The organism is Streptomyces sp. (genome assembly GCF_036566765.1).
GTDB lineage: Bacteria > Actinomycetota > Actinomycetes > Streptomycetales > Streptomycetaceae > Streptomyces.
Genome location: NZ_DATCVQ010000719.1, coordinates 1 through 17,026 on the forward strand (window position 1 = coordinate 1; position 17,026 = coordinate 17,026).

At 72.3% G+C, this 17,026-nt stretch carries 16 protein-coding genes; 8 read left to right on the forward strand and 8 right to left on the reverse strand.

Annotated features, from left to right (window positions below):
* The 8 genes from VIU94_RS44850 to VIU94_RS41575 form a co-directional block, all read right to left on the reverse strand.
* A partial coding sequence (locus tag VIU94_RS44850) for an acyl-CoA thioesterase (protein ID WP_524540670.1) occupies positions 1–413 on the reverse strand: 413 nt, incomplete at its 3' end.
* 40 nt (positions 414–453) lie between these two features.
* Complete coding sequence (locus VIU94_RS41545; RefSeq protein WP_331920344.1) at positions 454–1,857, reverse strand: aldehyde dehydrogenase family protein; 1,404 nt, start codon at positions 1,855–1,857, stop codon at positions 454–456.
* Positions 1,850–3,166 (reverse strand): flavin monoamine oxidase family protein, encoded by a 1,317-nt coding sequence (locus VIU94_RS41550; protein WP_331920346.1) that lies wholly within the window; start codon positions 3,164–3,166, stop codon positions 1,850–1,852. Before VIU94_RS41550 ends, VIU94_RS41545 begins: the two co-directional genes overlap by 8 nt.
* A complete protein-coding gene (locus VIU94_RS41555) occupies positions 3,163–4,302 on the reverse strand; it encodes an ABC transporter ATP-binding protein (protein ID WP_331920348.1) in 1,140 nt (379 codons plus the stop codon). Before VIU94_RS41555 ends, VIU94_RS41550 begins: the two co-directional genes overlap by 4 nt.
* A gap of 5 nt (positions 4,303–4,307) precedes the next feature.
* Positions 4,308–5,153: an ABC transporter permease gene (locus VIU94_RS41560; protein WP_331920350.1), complete on the reverse strand. Its 846-nt coding sequence runs from the start codon at positions 5,151–5,153 to the stop codon at positions 4,308–4,310.
* Positions 5,150–6,064 carry an ABC transporter permease gene (locus tag VIU94_RS41565; RefSeq protein ID WP_331920352.1) on the reverse strand — a complete coding sequence of 305 codons (915 nt, stop codon included), beginning with the start codon at positions 6,062–6,064 and terminating at the stop codon, positions 5,150–5,152. The genes VIU94_RS41560 and VIU94_RS41565 overlap by 4 nt, the downstream gene beginning before the upstream one ends.
* A 1-nt stretch (position 6,065) precedes the next feature.
* Positions 6,066–7,205 (reverse strand): polyamine ABC transporter substrate-binding protein, encoded by a 1,140-nt coding sequence (locus VIU94_RS41570; protein WP_331920354.1) that lies wholly within the window; start codon positions 7,203–7,205, stop codon positions 6,066–6,068.
* Between the two features lie 229 nt (positions 7,206–7,434).
* Positions 7,435–8,652, reverse strand: a complete 1,218-nt coding sequence (locus VIU94_RS41575) for an aromatic ring-hydroxylating oxygenase subunit alpha (RefSeq protein WP_331920356.1) — start codon at positions 8,650–8,652, stop codon at positions 7,435–7,437.
* Positions 8,653–8,999: 347 nt separating this feature from the next.
* On the opposite strand from VIU94_RS41575, the gene VIU94_RS41580 reads away from it, so the two are divergent.
* From VIU94_RS41580 to VIU94_RS41615, 8 genes are all read left to right on the forward strand, one after another.
* Entirely contained in the window at positions 9,000–9,431 is a 432-nt protein-coding gene (locus tag VIU94_RS41580; RefSeq protein WP_331920358.1) for a hypothetical protein, read from the forward strand.
* Complete coding sequence (locus tag VIU94_RS41585; RefSeq protein ID WP_331920360.1) at positions 9,428–10,765, forward strand: NADH-ubiquinone oxidoreductase-F iron-sulfur binding region domain-containing protein; 1,338 nt, start codon at positions 9,428–9,430, stop codon at positions 10,763–10,765. The genes VIU94_RS41580 and VIU94_RS41585 overlap by 4 nt, the downstream gene beginning before the upstream one ends.
* Positions 10,762–10,953 (forward strand): ferredoxin, encoded by a 192-nt coding sequence (locus VIU94_RS41590; RefSeq protein WP_331920362.1) that lies wholly within the window; start codon positions 10,762–10,764, stop codon positions 10,951–10,953. The genes VIU94_RS41585 and VIU94_RS41590 overlap by 4 nt, the downstream gene beginning before the upstream one ends.
* Before the next feature lies 1 nt (position 10,954).
* Entirely contained in the window at positions 10,955–13,030 is a 2,076-nt protein-coding gene (locus tag VIU94_RS41595) for an acetate--CoA ligase family protein (protein WP_331920364.1), read from the forward strand.
* Positions 13,031–13,070: 40 nt separating this feature from the next.
* A complete protein-coding gene (locus tag VIU94_RS41600) occupies positions 13,071–14,246 on the forward strand; it encodes an acyl-CoA dehydrogenase family protein (protein ID WP_331920366.1) in 1,176 nt (391 codons plus the stop codon).
* Positions 14,247–14,284: 38 nt separating this feature from the next.
* Positions 14,285–15,475 carry an acyl-CoA dehydrogenase family protein gene (locus tag VIU94_RS41605; protein WP_331920368.1) on the forward strand — a complete coding sequence of 397 codons (1,191 nt, stop codon included), beginning with the start codon at positions 14,285–14,287 and terminating at the stop codon, positions 15,473–15,475.
* Positions 15,472–16,332, forward strand: coding sequence for a 3-hydroxybutyryl-CoA dehydrogenase (locus VIU94_RS41610; protein ID WP_331920370.1), 861 nt, complete (start codon positions 15,472–15,474; stop codon positions 16,330–16,332). The genes VIU94_RS41605 and VIU94_RS41610 overlap by 4 nt, the downstream gene beginning before the upstream one ends.
* A gap of 118 nt (positions 16,333–16,450) precedes the next feature.
* Positions 16,451–17,026: TetR/AcrR family transcriptional regulator (locus VIU94_RS41615; protein ID WP_331920372.1), on the forward strand; the 576-nt coding region annotated here is incomplete at its 3' end.

Below are 17,026 nucleotides of genomic sequence, written 5' to 3' on the forward strand. Positions count from 1 at the left end.
CTCCGACCTCGCCTACCAGGCCACCTGGCTCTCCCGGCCGGCCGACTCGGTCCGCATCCTCGAGCTCGCCCGCTCCCGCTCCCCGAACTCGATCCCGCCACCCGCCTGCCGTCCTGGGTGAAGAACTGGTCACGCGCCAGAGCCCGTGAGGACACGTAGGTGGGGCTTTCCCACACGGCGTGGTCGAGCGAGGCCATCTGCCGGTGAGCCGGGACGTCCTGGTACAGCAGGTTGGCCGTCTCGACCAGCTGGATGTCAGTGATGTACGTCAGGGCGCAGGCGTGCAGCAGCGGACCGTCGGGGAGGGAATCCCGCGTGCGTACCCAGAGCTGTTGGCGTGGGCCCTGTCCGATGGTGGACAGGGCCTTTTCCCCGGCCGCCGCGTGGAGCAAGGGCAGCCGCCTGATCGCCATCTCGTCCAGGCACGCGAGCGGTTCCGGACGTGTTCCGGTGTCACAGCATGACGTGCTTCGGGTGGGTGTAGTCCAGGAGGCCCGCCAGGGAGAGGTCGCTGCCGTAGCCGGAGTGGTTGACGCCGCCGTGGGGCATTTCGGAGACCGTGGTGCCGTGGGTGTTGACCCAGACGATGCCCGTACGGAGGGCGCGTGTGGCGCGCATCGCGCGGTCGTGGTTCGTGGTCCAGATGCCGGCGGCGAGGCCGAAACGGACGTCGTTGGCCAGGTGGAGGGACTCCTCTTCGGTGCTGAAGGGCTGGACTGTCACCACGGGGCTGAACGTCTCCTCCTGGACTATTTCGTCCTGTTGACGGACGCCGGCCACGACCGTCGCCTCGTGGAAGAAGCCGGGGCGGGGGATGACCTTTCCACCGGTGACGATCTCGGCGTGGGACGGGAGACGATTCAAGAGGCTCTTGACCGCGGCCAGTTGGGTCTCGTTGTTCAGCGGGCCGAAGGCGGCCTCACGGTACGCGGGGGTGGCCGCCGCAGCTGCGAAGGCCGTGAGGAACGCGTCGTACACGCGCTCGTGGACCAGGACGCGGCTGGGTGCAGTGCAGTCCTGGCCGGCGTTGTAGTACGCGACCTCGGCGATGGCCGCGGCGGTGGACTCCACGTCCACGTCGTCGTGGACGATGACCGGGGCGTTCCCGCCGAGCTCCAGATGCAGTCGCTTGAGGCCGGTGGCCGCGGCGGCCGCGATCTCCTGCCCCGCCCGTACACTGCCGGTGACGGCGATCAGGGCGACGTCCTTGTGTGCGGTGAGCGCCCGGCCGGTGTCGCGGTCGCCGCAGACGACGTTGAGCACGCCGGGTGGGAGGTGCGCTGCCGCGATGCGGGCCAGGAGTACCGCGGAAGAGGGGGTGGTGTCGGCCGGCTTCAGGACGGTGGTGTTCCCGGCCGCGATCGCCGGGGCGATCTTCCAGGCCGCCATCATCAGCGGGTAGTTCCAGGGGGTGATCTGGGCGCACACGCCGACCGGTTCGCGGCGCAGCACCGACGTGCGGCCCTCGGTGTACTCGGCCGCCGCGGTGCCCGGCAGGGTCCGCGCCGCTCCGGCGAAGAAGCGGACCGTGTCGACGATCGCCGGGAGTTCGTCCTCCCGGAAGCGCTCCGCCGGCTTGCCCGTGTCCCGGCACTCGGCTGCGACCAGGGCGTCCGCGTGTGCCTCGATGGCGTCGGCGATGGCGAGCAGCGCGCGCTGGCGGGTGGCCGGCGTGGTCGCCGACCAGTGCGGGAACGCCGCTGCGGCCGCCGCGCAGGCCGCGTCGGTGTCGGCCGGGCCGGAGCGGGGGGCGTGGCCGTGAACCGCGCCGGTGGCGGGGTCCACCAGTTCCATCGTCTCGCCGGAGGCGGAAGGGCGGTCCGTGCCCCCGATGTGGTTCGCCAAGGTGTCAGCCACGGGTCAGCGCCTCCTTCGCCGCCGCACGGCCGGTGCGTACGGCTCCTTCCATGTAGCCGGCCACCCACTGGTCGGATCCGCAGACGTAGAAAGGCGGTTCGTGGGTGGCGTGGCGAGGGCCCACGGCCATGACGTCGCCAGGGGTCCAGTGGGTGACGTACCCCTGGGTCCACGGGTCGGTGCCCCACATGCGTATGTACGTGGCGAGCGGCCGGTGCGCCTCCTCGCCGTACAGGCGGGCCACCTCGGCCAGCAGCTCGGCGGTGCGCACCGAGGGGGGCATGCCGAGGAGCACGCCGTACCGCTCGGGAGGGACGAGGGCGGAGAGGACGCCCTCGCTCTGCGGCCAGGTGCTGCCGAGCACCCCCTCGCATTCGGAGAGGCCGCTGAGTCCACGGGTGCGCCAGAACGGCTCCTCGTACGCGGCGGCGAACTTGGCGGCGACCGCATGGCGCTGCCGGTACAGCGAGGCGAGGCGCTCGTCGGAGACTCCGGTGACCGCGATCGAGCGGAACGGTCCGACGGGCAGGGCGCTGACGACGGCGCCGGCGGTGAGGGTCTCGCCGCCCGTCAGGCGTACGGTGCAGCCGCCGGGCCGCCGTACGGCGACGGCCTCGACCGGCGCGCCCGTACGGACCCGCCCGCCGAGCTCCTCGGCCATGCGCAGGGGCACCGTGGCCGAGCCCTCGGCCACCCGCAGGCCCTCCCACGCCTCGTACTCGTAGTGCCCGTCGGCGGGTACGGCGGCGTGCTTGCGCAGGGCGGCGAGGAGGGAGGTGCGTTCGTACGAGCCGTCGGCGAGGGCCAGTTGGCCGATCTCCCAGAGGCGTACGACGGCCGGGGGCGCCCCCTCCGAGCGCAGCCAGTCGCCCACGGAGAGCCGGTCCAGGGCTGTGGCGTCGGGGTGGGACCAGGGGTCGGCGGGGTCGACGGTCGCGGCGAGCGCGATGAAGGCGGCGGTCGCCTTGCGGTGGCAGGCGTCGTCACCGGGGCCGAACCAGTGGGGCGGGTCCCCGGCGGAGACGCCTTCGGGGGTGGCACGGGTGAGGGCGCCGGGTTCGGCGACGTAGCTGGGGACCAGGGTGAGGCCGAGCTCGGCGGCCAGGTCCGTGTACGCGGTGTGCGCCCGGCCCACCACCTCTCCACCGAGCTGGACGAGGCGACCGTCGGGGAGCCGGCTCTGCTCGACGCGTCCGCCGACCCGGTCACGGGCTTCGACGACGAGGACGTCGGCTCCGCCCGCGACGAGGTCGCGTGCGGCGGCGAGACCGGCGAGACCGGCGCCGAGCACGATGACGTCGTGGTTCACGAGGTGTTCCTCCGGTCGGTACCGGGCAGGCGTGCGGCGGGTCGGTCGAGAACCAGGCAGTGTTCGGGCTTCCAGCCGATCTCGACCTCCTCGCCGCCGCTCCAGCGGTCCTCCATACGCGAGCGGATCGTGTTCTGCTCCAGGACGGAGACGGTGACGCCGGGGGCGAGTTCGATGAAATACGTGGTGGTCGGGCCGGAATAGACGGTCTCCCGGACGATCCCGCTGAGCTTGGCCATGCCCGGCTCGAAGTCGGAGAGCCAGATCTTCTCGGGGCGGATCGAGAGGCTGACCCGGCTGCCGTCGGCCACGTCGGAGCGGGGGCCCACGGGCAGGGCGGGGCCGCCCTCGTCGGGGACGACCTCGCCGGCCCGGTAGGTGCCGGCGACCAGGTTCGACGTACCCATGAAGGAGGCGACGAAGCCGCTCGTCGGGCGCTCGTACACGTCCTCCGGCGTGCCGCACTGCTCGACGCGCCCCTCGTTCATCACGGCGAGGCGGTCCGACATGGTCAGCGCCTCGTCCTGGTCGTGGGTGACGAAGACGAAGGTGATGCCGACCTCGCGCTGGATCTGCTTGAGCTCGACCTGCATCTGACGACGGAGCTTCAGGTCGAGGGCGGCCAGCGGCTCGTCGAGGAGCAGCACCTGGGGGCGGTTGACCAGCGCGCGGGCGAGCGCGACGCGCTGACGCTGGCCGCCGGAGAGCGTGGGCGGCTTGCGATCGGGCAGGTGGCCGAGCTGGACGAGGTCGAGCATGTCGGCCACGCGCCGGCGGATCTCGGCGCGGGCGATGCCTTTCCGCTTGAGACCGAAGGCCACGTTGTCCGCCAGCGAGAGGTGGTCGAAGAGGGCGTAACTCTGGAAGACGGTGTTGACGTTGCGCTTGTCGGGCGGCAGGCCGGTGACGTCCTCACCGTCGAGCAGGACGCTGCCGGCGGTGGGGTCGGCGAAGCCGCCGGTCATCCGCAGCAGGGTGGTCTTGCCGCAGCCGGAGGGCCCGAGGAGGGAGAAGAACTCGCCCTGGGCGATGTCGAGCGTGATGCCGTCGACCGCGTACGCGTCGGCGGCAGCGCCGGCGTACCGCTTGCTGACCCGGTCGAGACGGACGGCGGGGTGCGGATGCGGGTGCTGCATGGGTGTCACTTCCCGGAGAGCAGATCGAGGCCGCCGCGGCGGCCGAACAGGCGCGGGATGGCGAGCGCGAGGGCGATGAGCGCGATGGATCCGGCGAGCATCAGGGTGCCGACGGCGTTGATCGTGGGCTGGACCCCGAACCTGATCGCCGAGTAGATGCGCACGGACAGCGGCTGCGGGTCGACGCCGGTGGTGAAGTAGGCGAGCACGAAGTCGTCGAAGACCAGGGCGAAGATCAGCACCGCGGACGCGAGGATGCTGGGGAGCAGGGCGGGCAGGGTCACGAGGCGCAGTGCCTGGCGGCGGGTGGCTCCGAGGTCCGTCGCGGCCTCTTCGACCTCCGGATTGAGTGCGGCGATGCGGGAGCGCAGGATCACCGTCACGTACGAGATGGAGAACGTGATCTCGGCCAGCATCACGGTGGTGGTGGACAGGGTGATGCCCAGGCCCTTGAAGAGCAGCATCGCCGCGACTCCGGTGACGATCTCCGGGGTGATCAGCGGGACGAGCATGACCAGGCCGGCGAAGGAGCCGAGGCGGCCCTGGCCGCGAACCAGGCCGAGGGCCAGGGCCACGCCGAGAACCAGCGAGCCGGCCATGGCGACGAGGGAGACCTCCAGGCTCATGCCGATCGATTCGATGAGCACGTCGTCGTGGAGAAAGGCCTGGTACCAGCGGAGGCTGAAGTCCTGGAAGACGGTGAGGGACTTCTGTGAGTTGAAGGAGAAGAGGACGACGACGGCGATGGGGAGGTAGAGCAGCGAGAAGAAGGCCACGGTGACCGCGATGGCGAAGCGGGGGCGACGCTCGGCGCCCCCGCGGCGGCCCCGGCTGCCCGAACGGGGCGTCATCGGGTCGCCTCCGCCTCGTCCTTGCGGGTGCGTCGCAGGTAGCCGAGCATCCCGAGGAACAGCACCGCCATCAGCAGCATGGTCAGGGCGGAGCCGAGAGGCCAGTTCTGGCCCTGGAAGAACTTGTCCTGGATCAGGTTGCCGATCATGATCTGGTCGGGGCCTCCCATGAGCTGGGCGCTGACGAAGTCGCCCATGGCGGGCAGGAAGACGAGGACGCAGCCGGCCGCGGCCCCCTGCCGCGTGGCGGGCACGGTGACGAAGAAGAAGGTGCGCAGGGGGCCGCCGTAGAGGTCGCGGCCGGCCTCGATGAGCGAGGTGTCCATGCGCTCCAGGGCCGCGTACAGCGGGATGATCATGAAAACCACGAAGCCGTAGACGAGTCCCGCGATGACGCCGAAGCCGGACTGAAGGATCTTGGTGTCGCCGTCCGCGAGGCCGATCGCCCGCAGGGCCTTCAGCAGCGGCCCGTCGTCGGAGAGGACGACGGACCAGCCGTACATCCGCACCAGGTAGTTGGCGAAGAACGGCACGACGATCGCGGCGATCAGCAGGTTCTTGAAGCGCCCGCCGCACAGCGCGATGGCGTACGCGACGGGGTAGGCCACGGCCAGGCAGACGACGCACGTGATCAGGGCGTAGCCGAGGGAGCGCAGCAGGACGGTGCGGTACGCCGGGTCGGCCAGGGCCGCGATGTTGCCGAAGTCCAGGCCGAAGTGCGGGTTCCCGAGCGGGTCCGTGGTGCCGAACGCCAGCGTGCCGACGAGCAGCAGGGAGACGACGAGGAAGCCGGTCATCCAGAGCGTGCCGGGGAGCATGAGCAAGGTCCACAGCCGCGCCCCCGCCGCGGCCGGTCCCCCGCGGGGGACCGGCGGGCGGGCGGCCGTACCGGTACGGTCGCGTCGTGCCATGTCAGCCGGCCTTCACATCGGTCCAGGCGGCGTCGCGGGCCCGTTCGCCGTGGGCAGTGCCGTTGCGGAAGAAGAGGTCGTCCTTGAGGTCGTCGGCGGTCACCTGGCACTGCGGGAAGGGCTCCACGAGCGCGGTGTAGGCGTCCTCGCTGCCGTGGACCGGCATCGGGTAGCCGATGTACTCGATGTTCTTCTTCACATTCTCCGGACGGAGCATGTAGTCGATGAAGAGCATCGCGGTGCCGGGGTGCTGGGCGTTGGCGGGGATGGCGTAGCAGTCGGAGTTGACCGGGGCGCCCTCCCGGGCGACCTCGAAGCCGAAGACGGAAGGGTCCTTCGCCTGGGCGAGCATGGCGGCCATGTCCCCGCTCCACGCCTGGGTCATGTCGGCGTTGCCGTTGAGCAGGTTGTTGTAGCTGTCGCTGGAGAAGCTGCGCAGGCGGGGGCGGAGCGTGCGGAGGGTCTCGGTGATCGTCTTGAGGTCGTCCGGGTCCTCGGTGGTGAGGTCGAGGCCGTGCTTGAGCGCGCCCATGCCGAGCACTTCGTCGCGGTCGTCGAGGACGAAGACCTTGCCCTTGGCCTTGGCGTTCCACAGGTCGTCCCAGGAGCCGGTCAGGTCACCGAGCCGGTCCTTGCGCCAGCCGATTCCGGTCTTGTACATGGTGAAGGGGACGGTGTGCGCGGAGCCCCTGTCGTACCAGGGGTCGGTGAAGTAGGCGTAACTGCCGAACACGGCCTCGGCGTTCTTGAGGCGCGTGTGGTCGATCGTGCGGAGCTTGCTCCCCTCGGCGAGGCGCTGCGCCCACTTCGCGGTGGGGAAGATGATGTCGTAGCGGTTTCCGGCGTTGAGCTTCGCCGCCATGCCTTCCATGGAGTCGAAGTTCGACTGGACGACCTTGACGCCGTACTCCTTCGAGAAGCCCTCGAAGACGGCCGGGTCGACGAAGTCGGCCCAGTTGAAGTAGATCAGGTCGCCGTCGATCTTGACGTCGATCGGCCGGTCGCCGCCCTCCTTGCCGGCCGGGTCGGGTTCGGAGGAGAAGCCGCAGCCCGCCGCGGTGAGACCGAGGGCGGCGGCGGTGCCGGCGACACCGGCGCGGAGGAGGGAGCGGCGGGACAGGGGTCGTGCCTCGGGGGACATGGGGGTCCTCTCCGTAGGGCCGCAGGGGGACGGCGAGGGGAACGAACGGTGCGTCAGCGCGCAGTCGTACGGGGCTGCGCGCACGGGTGGCTTTCGTTCTGCGTACGGCCGGACGGGACGGCCGGGCGCGGCGATGGCCGCGCGGGCGGTGCGGGGCCGGAGGTTCGCCACGCCGACGGTGCGGTACGGCGGGACAGTTCGCCCGGCTGTGGGGTGGGGCAGGTGCGGCTCACCGCTCCGCGGCGTCGAGGTCGGCCCGGATGCGGGCGGCGAACCAGCCGACCGCCGACTCGCGGCGCGACAGGGGCCCGGGCTCGAACCCGGGGGTGGAGAGCCCCTTCTGGACGCGGGCGACCAGTTCGGCGTCCTCGTCGTTGGTGATCCAGCCGATGTGGATGTTCAGGCGCCGGGCGAGCCGGGTGCGCAGGCTCGTACCGCGGCGTGTGTAGAACGCGCCGGGTACGGCCACCCGGTCCACGGCCGTCGGAATCGCGGTCCAGGCGAGCACGTGGTCGGGGTAGAAGTCGATGAGCGTGTTGGGGTAGATCACCGCGTACCGCCAGACCCTGCGGTCGGCCTCGCCGAGGCCGGGCATGGGGGCGGCGACGCGCTGGTAGAGGCGCTCGGCCCAGTTCGAGGACGGCTTGTCGCGCAGCGGCGAGGCGAAGAGCGCGTACGACTCCTCGGTCCGGCAGCTGTAGTTCTGGTAGTCCAGCAGCCGCATCAGGCCGGGATGGGCGACCGGAACGTGGTAGCCCTCCAGGTAGTTGTCGACCGCCACCTTCCAGTTGGCCTCCTGGACCTCGGCGCGGGCCAGGTCGTGGATCCGGCTGCGACCGACGGGCACGAGGTCGGCTCCCGCGTAGTGGCCGACTTCCTCGGCCAGGCCGGCGCACTGTTTCGCCAGCGGTACGGCGTCCGTGTCGAGGTTGACGAAGACGAAGCCCAGGAACGACTCGACGGAGGCCGGGAACAGGCCGAGCCGGGGCTTGTCGAGACAGGGGATCTGCCGGGCCTCGGGGGCGCCGACCAGGCTCCCGTCGAGGCGGTAGGTCCAGCCGTGGTACGGGCAGCGGATCGCCTTGCCCTCCCGTTCCGGAACGGTGACGAGCCGCGTTCCCCGGTGGCGGCAGACGTTGAGGTGGGCGGCCAGGCCGCCGTCCTCGGTGCGGACCACCAGGACCTCGCGGTCCGCGACCGTGGCGGCGATCCGGGCCCCCGGGTTCGGCAGGTCGGACTCGTGGCAGACGAGCTGCCACGCCTTGGCGAAGACGTGCCGCATCTCCGCGGCGGACGCATCGGGATCGGTGTAGTAGCGGGCCGACAGCGCGGGCCCGGGGTCGTCCCGACGGGAGGTGCGTGACCCGGGAGTGTCCCGGCCCGGAGCCGTGCGGGGAGTCTCCCGGCCGGGCTCGTCAAGTGGTGTCTCTGGCGCTCTGGACTGCATCGGGTGACTCCTCCATGCCGTGCGTACGGCGATCGGATGTCGAGGCGTGCCAGCGGGGGGACAGCACGCCGGGGCGGACGCCGGGAGCATGCTGACCGATTGGACAGCCAGATTGCTGGCTGATTTCCGCCGGGTCAAGACTTGTACGCTGACCGATCGGTCAGCTAGCGTCAATCATGTCACTGACCGATCGGTCAGCCAACGTGATGCCCGTCGCCGCACTCGCGTCTTTCGGCGTTCGCGCTGGTCCTGGGGCCGGAACGGCCCACTTCTCCCCATCTCGCCTCACCCTCCCGCCCCACCGCCGGCCAGGCCGTGGCGGCACCCCACTCCTCCCGGAGGCACGCATGAGCAGTCATCGGCGTCTGGACTGGCTCGGTCTCACGCCCGAGCCGGAGCGGGAACTGCCCGCGGCGGTCGCCGCCCTGCGCGCCTCACTCCCCCGTCCCCCCACGGCATCGGCGGGCGGCCCGGCCGTACCGGCCGTCCTGGAGGCCGCCGAACGGCACCGCGTGGAACGTCTGGTCCTGCGCGGCAGCCGGCACAGCTGGCTCCGCTACCTCGCCGAGGTCACCGCCCTGGTGACCGCCGTGGCCACCGGGGCCCGCCCCGGGGATCGCGCGGCTGCCCTGCTCGCCGCCGAGGTGGTCCTGGACCACCACCGCATGCTCATCGGCCTCCCGGGCGCCGGATACGGCCGCACCACAGGGGACCGCACCGCACTCGAAGAAGCGGTACGGGCCCTGCGTACCCCCAGCCGCACAGGAGACCCCCGATGACCGTGATCCGGTACCTGACGGCACCGCCCCCGGGCGGCGTGCTGGGCGCCGCGCCCGACGTTGCGGAGAGCGTCGAGGCCTACCGGTCCGCAGGCGGCTATGCCGGCACGACCGGCCCCGACGAGCTGCTGCGCCACCTCACCGCGTCCGGACTGCGCGGCCGCGGCGGGGCCGGCTTCCCGGCCGCCGTCAAACTCCGCGCCGTACGCGACCGGGCCGTACACGACCGCGGCACAGGGGACCACCTCGGCGCCCCGGTCGTGGTGGCCAACGGCGAGGAGGGCGAGCCGGGTTCGGTCAAGGACCGCTGGCTGCTGCGGGCCCGCCCCCACCTGGTCCTGGACGGTCTCGCCCTGGCCGCCGCGGTCACCGGGGCCGTCCGCGGCTACGTCTACCTCTCGGACCCGCAGGCCGCGGCCCGCATCCGCCGGGCCCTCGCCGCACACGAACCGCGCCTGCCCGTCGAGGTGGTCGAGACCGATCACACCTACGTGGCCGGCGAGGAGAGCGCGGTGGTCCGCAGGATCGACGGCGGTCCCGCCCTCCCCGCCGCCAAGCCGCCCCGCCCCTTCGAACGGGGCGTGGGCGGCGCGCCGACCCTGGTGGCCAACGTCGAGACCCTCGCCCGCATCGCCCTCACCGCCGCCCGGCCCGACCTGCGCCGGCGCATCGCCCGCACCACCCTCGTAACGCTCTCCGGCGGGCCCGGCGCACCGCTGCTCACCGAGGTCCCGTACGGCATCCCTCTGCGTGCCCTCGCGGCCGCCCACGGCACACCGGACGCGGCCGGGGCCCTCATGGGCGGGCTGTTCGGCGGACTCGTCGACGCCTCCGCCCTGAACCTCCCCGTCGAACCGGACGCGCTGGCCGCGGCGGGCTCAGCCCTGGGCTGTGGAGCCGTCCGCTTCCTCACCGACGGAGCCTGCCCGGTGGCCGTCGCCGCCGACGCCGTCGGCCACCTGGCGGCCGAGAGCTCCCGGCAGTGCGGCGTCTGCGTCTCGGGCACGGCGGCCATCAGCGGAGCCCTGATCGCCCTGGCCACGGGCTCCGCCGGTCCGGACACCGTCGCGCACCTGGAGCGGTGGGCGACCGGCCTGCCCGGACGCGGGGCCTGTGGTCTGCTCGATGCCGCCGCGGGAAACGCCGGGAGCCTCCTGCGCACCTTCCCCGCACTCGTCCGCTCCCACCTCGCCACTCCGTGCCCCGCCTGCGCTCGCGGGAGCGACCCCCACCGCCTCGCCGTGGCCGTGCCGCGGATCGCGGACGCTCCCGCCCCCCGTACCCCGCAATCGGCTTCCACCCCGCTGGCCGCGCTGAAAGGAACGACACCGTGAAACTCCTGCTGGACTCCACCCGCTGCCAGGCCTACGGGCTGTGCCAGGAACAGGCCCCGGAGTTGATCGAACTGGACGAATGGGGATACGCGAAGGTCATCGTCCTCGACGTGCCGCCCGCCGCCGAGGAATCCGCGCGCGCCTGCGCCGAGAGCTGCCCCAACTCCGCGCTCCGAGTGGAGCGCTGAGATGGGACGCGATCTGACCGCACTCTTCGACCCGGCCTCCGTGGCCGTCGTCGGCGCCAGCGACGACCCGGCCAAGTACGGCCACGCGGTGGCCTCCCAGGCGCTGCGGGCCCCCGGCCGGCGGCCCGTGCACCTGGTGAACCGGCGCGGCGGCACCGTACTCGGCCGGACCTCCGCCACCTCGCTCGCCGAGATCGGCGAGCCCGTCGAGCTGGTGGTGATCTCGGTCCCCGGCGCCGGGTTCGAGGCCGCCGTGGACGACGCGCTGGCGTGTGGCGCGAAGGCGATCGTCGCCATCACCGCCGGCTTCGCGGAGGCCGGCGCCGCGGGCCTGGCCCGGCAGCGGGCGGTCGCCGAGCGCGTCCGGGCCGCCGGGGCCGTCCTCGTCGGACCCAACTGCCTGGGCATCGCCGACAACACCACCGAGCTGTACCTCGCCTCGGACCGGTTCGCGCCCGGAGGCATCGCCCTGCTCAGCCAGAGCGGCAACCTCGCCCTCGAACTCCAGCTCCGCGGCGCTCCGCACGGCCTGGGCTTCTCCCGCTTCGTCTCGCTCGGCAACCAGGCCGACGTCACCCTCGTCGACCTCGTCGAGGACTGCGCCCGGCACGAGGCCACCTCGGCCATCGCCGTGTACGCCGAGGACTTCGGCGACGGCCGGGCCTTCGCGCGGGCCGCCGCCGCGGCGGGCAAGCCCGTGGTCCTGCTCACCGCCGGCCGTGGCGGCGCCTCCGCCCGCAGCGCCCAGTCGCACACCGGGGCGCTCACCTCCTCGGCCGACGTGGTGGCCGCCGCCTGCCGCGACGCGGGCGTGGAACTGGTGCGTACACCACGGGAGATGACGGTCGTGCTGGCCGCTCTGAGCGCCCGGCCGGGACCGCGGACCAAGGGGCGGCGGATCGCGGTGTTCACCGACGGCGGCGGCCACGGTGTCATCGCCGCCGACGCGGCCGAGGACGCGGGGCTCGACGTGCCCGAGCTCTCCGGGCCGACGAGGGAGCGACTCCACACAGTGCTCTGGGAGCAGTCCGCGGTCGGCAACCCGGTCGACCTCGCGGGCATGGGCGAGCAGCGCCCCCTCTCGTACGCCGACACGGTCGCGGAACTGCTCGCGGCCGACGAGGTCGACGCCGTCCTCATGACGGGCTACTTCGGTGGCTACGCCGCCTCCGAGGATGGGCTCGGCGGCGGCCCGACCGGCGGCTCCGTGCTCGCGGAGGGCGAGACGCGGGCCGCGAAGGAGATCGTCGGGCATCTGGCCTCGGCGCCGAAGCCGCTGGTCGTGCAGTCGATGTATCCGCGGTCGCCGAGCTGCCGGGTGCTGGCCGAGGCCGGGGTACCGGTGTTCGCCGCCACCGAGGACGCCGCCCGCGCGCTGGCGGCGATGACCGGCCGGGCCACCGACGGGCCCCCTGGTGTGCCCGCGCTGCCACCCGCCGCCGACCCGCTGCGGATACCGGGCTACCACGGGGTACGGGCCTTGCTCGGCGCTGCAGGGGTGCCGTTCCCGCCCGCGCGCGAGATCACCGACGAGGCCGGACTGCTCGCCGCCGCCGAGGAGTTCGACGGCCCGTACGTGCTGAAGGCGCTGCATCTCCTGCACAAGTCCGACGCGGGGGGCGTGGCGCTGCGCCTGGCCGACCGGGACGCCCTGCTCGCCGCGTACCGCGATATGCACGCCCGGCTCGGCGCGCCCGCCTACTCGGTCGAGGCGATGGCCGACCTCACGGACGGCATCGAGCTGATCGTGGGCGTGAACCGCGACCCGCGGTTCGGGCCGGTGGCCATGGTCGGGCTCGGCGGAGTCCTCACCGAGACCCTGCGCGACGTCGCCTTCTCGCTCGCGCCCGTACCGGTCGGCCGGGCGGAGGACCTGCTGCGCACCCTGCGGACCGCCGCGCTCCTGGGGGGCGTACGCGGCCGGCCGGCCGTCGACATCACCGCCGCGGCAGCCGTGATCGAGCGCATCACCACCGTGGCCGCCGCGCATCCGGAGATCGCCGAGCTGGAGGTCAACCCGCTGCTGGTTCGTACGGAATGCGCCCTGGCCCTGGACGCCCGGGCCGTCCTGCTCTGACCCGCCCCGCCCCCCGCCCACGTCATCCGGAGGAGACACGATGGACTTCCGCTACACCCCCGAGCAGGCCGAACTGAAGGCCCGCGCCGCCGCCTACGCACAGCTCCTGATGAGGTACGAGGACCAGTCCGAGGAGGCGGGCGGCCCGCTGCCCGCCGACACCGTCCGGGAACTGACCCGGGCCGCCATCGACGCAGGCGTCTACGCCATCAACATGCCCGCCGAGTGGGGCGGCGCCGGTCTGTCCCTGCTTGACCAGGTCATCGTCGAGGAGGAGTTCGGCAAGGTCACCAACTGTCTGTGGGACATCCCCTGGCGGCCCGCGAACGTCCTCGCGTACGGCACCGAGGCGCAGCGTGAGACGTACCTGCTGCCCGTGATCCGGGGCGAGCGCTTCGACGCGTTCGCGGTGACCGAGCCCGGGGCCGGCTCGGACCCCGGCTCGGGTACGAGCACCGCGACCCGAACCGAGGGCGGCTGGCTGCTGAACGGCGAGAAGTGGTTCGTCACCTGCGGGGACGTCGCCGACTTCCTGCTGGTGCAGGCCGATGCGGGCCCGGAGCTGGCGCCGACCCTGTTCTTCGTGGACAAGCAGGCGCCGGGCGTCGAGATGACACGGGTCCCGCGCTTCATGCACTCCGCGGTGAACGGGCACCCCGAGTTCACCTTCACCGCGGTCTTCGTCCCCGACGAGGACGTGCTCGGCGGTGTCGGCAACGGCTACGAGCTGACGAAGGAGTGGTTCACCGACGAGCGGCTGATGATCGCCGCGCGGACGGTCGGCGCCGCCGAGCGCGCCCTGGAACTCGCCCGTGACTGGGCGGTCGAGCGCCGCCAGTTCGGCTCCCCCATCGCCGACTTCCAGTTGATCCAGGGCATGCTCGCCGACTGCGCCGTCGACATCGCCGTCAACCGGGCCTACACCCACCAGGTCGCCTGGGAGGCCGACCGGTCGGAGACCGACCGGAAGACCCTGCACGCCAAGGCCTCGACGGCGAAGCTCGCCGCGAGCGAGGCCGCCGGGCGGGTGATCGACCGGTGCGTGCAGATCTTCGGCGGGCGAGGCTACGACCGCTCGTACCCCGTCGAGCGCATGTACCGCGAGCTGCGCGTGGACCGCATCTGGGAGGGCACCTCCGAGATCCAGCGCCTGATCATCGCCAACGAGCTGATCAAGCGCGGCACCCGGGCACTCGCCCTGCCCACCACCGTCTGAAGCCCCCTTCCCCACCCCGATCCGGAGGAGTCACCGGCATGGACTTCCGTCTCACCGCCCGTCAGGAAGAGCTCAGGAGCGCGGCGCGCGCGCTGACCGGGTTCATCATGAAGTACGAGCTCGACTGCGAGGAGAACAACGGCCTGCCACCGCAGGCCCACACCGAGATCCGGGACGCCGTCCTCGACAGCGGCCTGCAGGCCGTCAACATGCCGGTGAAGTGGGGCGGCGCGGGCCTCACCATCCTGGAGCAGGTCACCGTCCAGGCGGAGCTCGGGCGGCTCACCGGCGCATTGTGGGACATGGTGTGGCGGCCGGCCAACGCCCTGTCCTTCTGCACGCCCGAGCAGCGCGAGCGGTACCTTGTCCCGGTGATTCACGGGCGGCGGCGCGACTGCTACGCGGTGAGCGAGCCGGGGGCCGGCTCCGATCCGCAGAGCCTCAGGACCACGGCGACCCGGACCAGCGGCGGCTGGGTGCTGAACGGCGAGAAGTGGTTCGTCACCGTCGGCGACCACGCCGACTTCATGATCGTGCTCGCGGCAGCAGGCGAGGAACGGGCGCCGACCCTGTTCCTCGTGGACAAGGACACGCCGGGCGTGGAGATGACCCGGGTGCCCCGCTGGATGCACACCTTCGTCTACGAGCACCCGGAGTTCACCTTCACCGACGTGCACGTGGGCGACGACGCGGTCCTCGGCGAGGTCGGCGACGGCTACGACATCACCCGCTCCTGGTTCACCGAGGAGCGCCTGATGATCGCCGCCCGCACCATCGGCGCCGCCGAACGGGCCCTGGAGCTCGCCCGTGACTGGGCGGTCGAGCGCCGCCAGTTCGGCTCCCCCATCGCCGACTTCCAGTTGATCCAGGGCATGCTCGCCGACAGCGCCGTCGACATCGCCGTCAACCGGGCCTACACCCACCAGGTCGCCTGGGAGGTCGACGAGGGCCTGGTCGACCGGAAGACCCTGCACGCCAAGGCGGCGATCGCCAAGCTGGCGGCGAGCGAGGCCTCCGGCCGCGTCGTCGACCGCTGCCTGCAGATCTTCGGGGGGCGTGGCTACGACCGTTCGTACCCCGTCGAACGCCTCTACCGCGAGCTGCGGGTCGACCGCATCTGGGAGGGCACCTCCGAGATCCAGCGCCTGATCATCGCGAACGAACTCGTCAAGCGCGGTACGGGCGTCCTGCAGATGCCGGCCGCCGGCCTGAGCGCGGAGGACCGGTGAGCGATGTCGAGCGGGTCGGGGTCGTGGGCTGCGGTCTGATGGGCTCCGGCATCGCCGAGGTGTGCGCCCGTGCCGGCCGGGACGTCGTGGTGGTGGAGGCGGACAGGGCGGCGGCGGAAGCCGGCCGGGAGCGGATCGCTCGCTCGCTGGCCCGGGCCGCGGCCGCCGGGAAGCTCACCGCCGCCGAACGGGAGGCCGCGGCCGGCCGGATCACGATGACCACCGACATGGACCGGCTGGCCGACCGCGACCTGGTGGTCGAGGCGGTGGCGGAGGACGAGCGGGCGAAGCTGGAGGTCTTCGCCCGGCTCGACGCGGCGGTGGAGCGCCGGGACGCCGTCCTGGCGACGAACACCTCCTCCATCCCGGTCGTCCGGCTGGCGGCCGCCACCTCGCGGCCGGACCAGGTGATCGGTCTCCACTTCTTCAACCCCGTACCGGTGCTCCCCCTCGTCGAGCTGGTGCCGTCCCTGCTCACCGGCGACGAAACGGTCCGGCGCGCTCGGGAGTTCGCCTCCGGCGTTTTGGGCAAGCGGGTCGTCCGCGCCCGGGACCGGGCGGGGTTCGTGGTGAACGCGCTGCTGGTGCCGTACCTGCTGGCCGCGGTCCGGATGGCCGATTCCGGCACTGCCTCGGCCGAGGACATCGACCGGGGCATGACCCTGGGCTGCGCTCATCCGCTCGGGCCGCTCGCCCTGGCCGACCTCATCGGCCTCGACACGGTCCGGGCCATCGCGCAGTCGATGTACGCGGAGTACCGCGAGCCGCTGTACGCCCCGCCGCCGCTTCTCGCGCGGATGGTGGACGCGGGCCTGCTCGGCCGCAAGACGGGCCGGGGGTTCCACACGTATCCCTGACCGCCGCCCCCGGACGGAGGGAGTCCGGGGGCGGAGTGCGCGAGGATGATGAACAGGTGGGCCCGGCAGCCAGGCCCACCCGTCCGCACCGCGGGCGCCGAAACGGGGAGTAGCCAACGTGACCAAGGCCGAGCGCGCACTCGAGACGCGGGAGCGGATCCTGAGGGCCGCGTGCGAAGTCATCGCCGAGATCGGCTTCGAGAACATCAGCATGCGGAAGGTCGCCGAACACGCGGGCGTCTCGAAGGCCTTGCTGCACTACCACTTCGACACCCGCGAGAAGCTCTTCGCCGAGGCGATGACGCACTCCTTCGCCCAGACCGGTGCGGACACCGAGGCGGACGCCGACTCGATCCCGGCCGCCGTGCTGCTGGCCCGCATCCTGCGCAGCATGCTGCCGACGGACGCGGAACTCCGTCAGGACTGGAAGCTCTGGCAGGAGCTGTGGGTACGCGCGCAGCGCGACCCGGCGGCGCGTCACCTCGCCGTCGACCTGTACGACCAGCTGCATGCCTGGGTCGCCGGCGCCGTCGAACGCGGCATCGCCTCGGGGGAGTTCAAGGAGTGCGACGTCACCGCGCTCAGCACCTTGGTGCTGGCGCTCTGCGACGGGCTTGGCATTCGCGTGATGCTGAACGACCCCAGGGTCGACCTGGCCACGGCCCGGTCGACGATCTGGGGAACCATCGCCCCC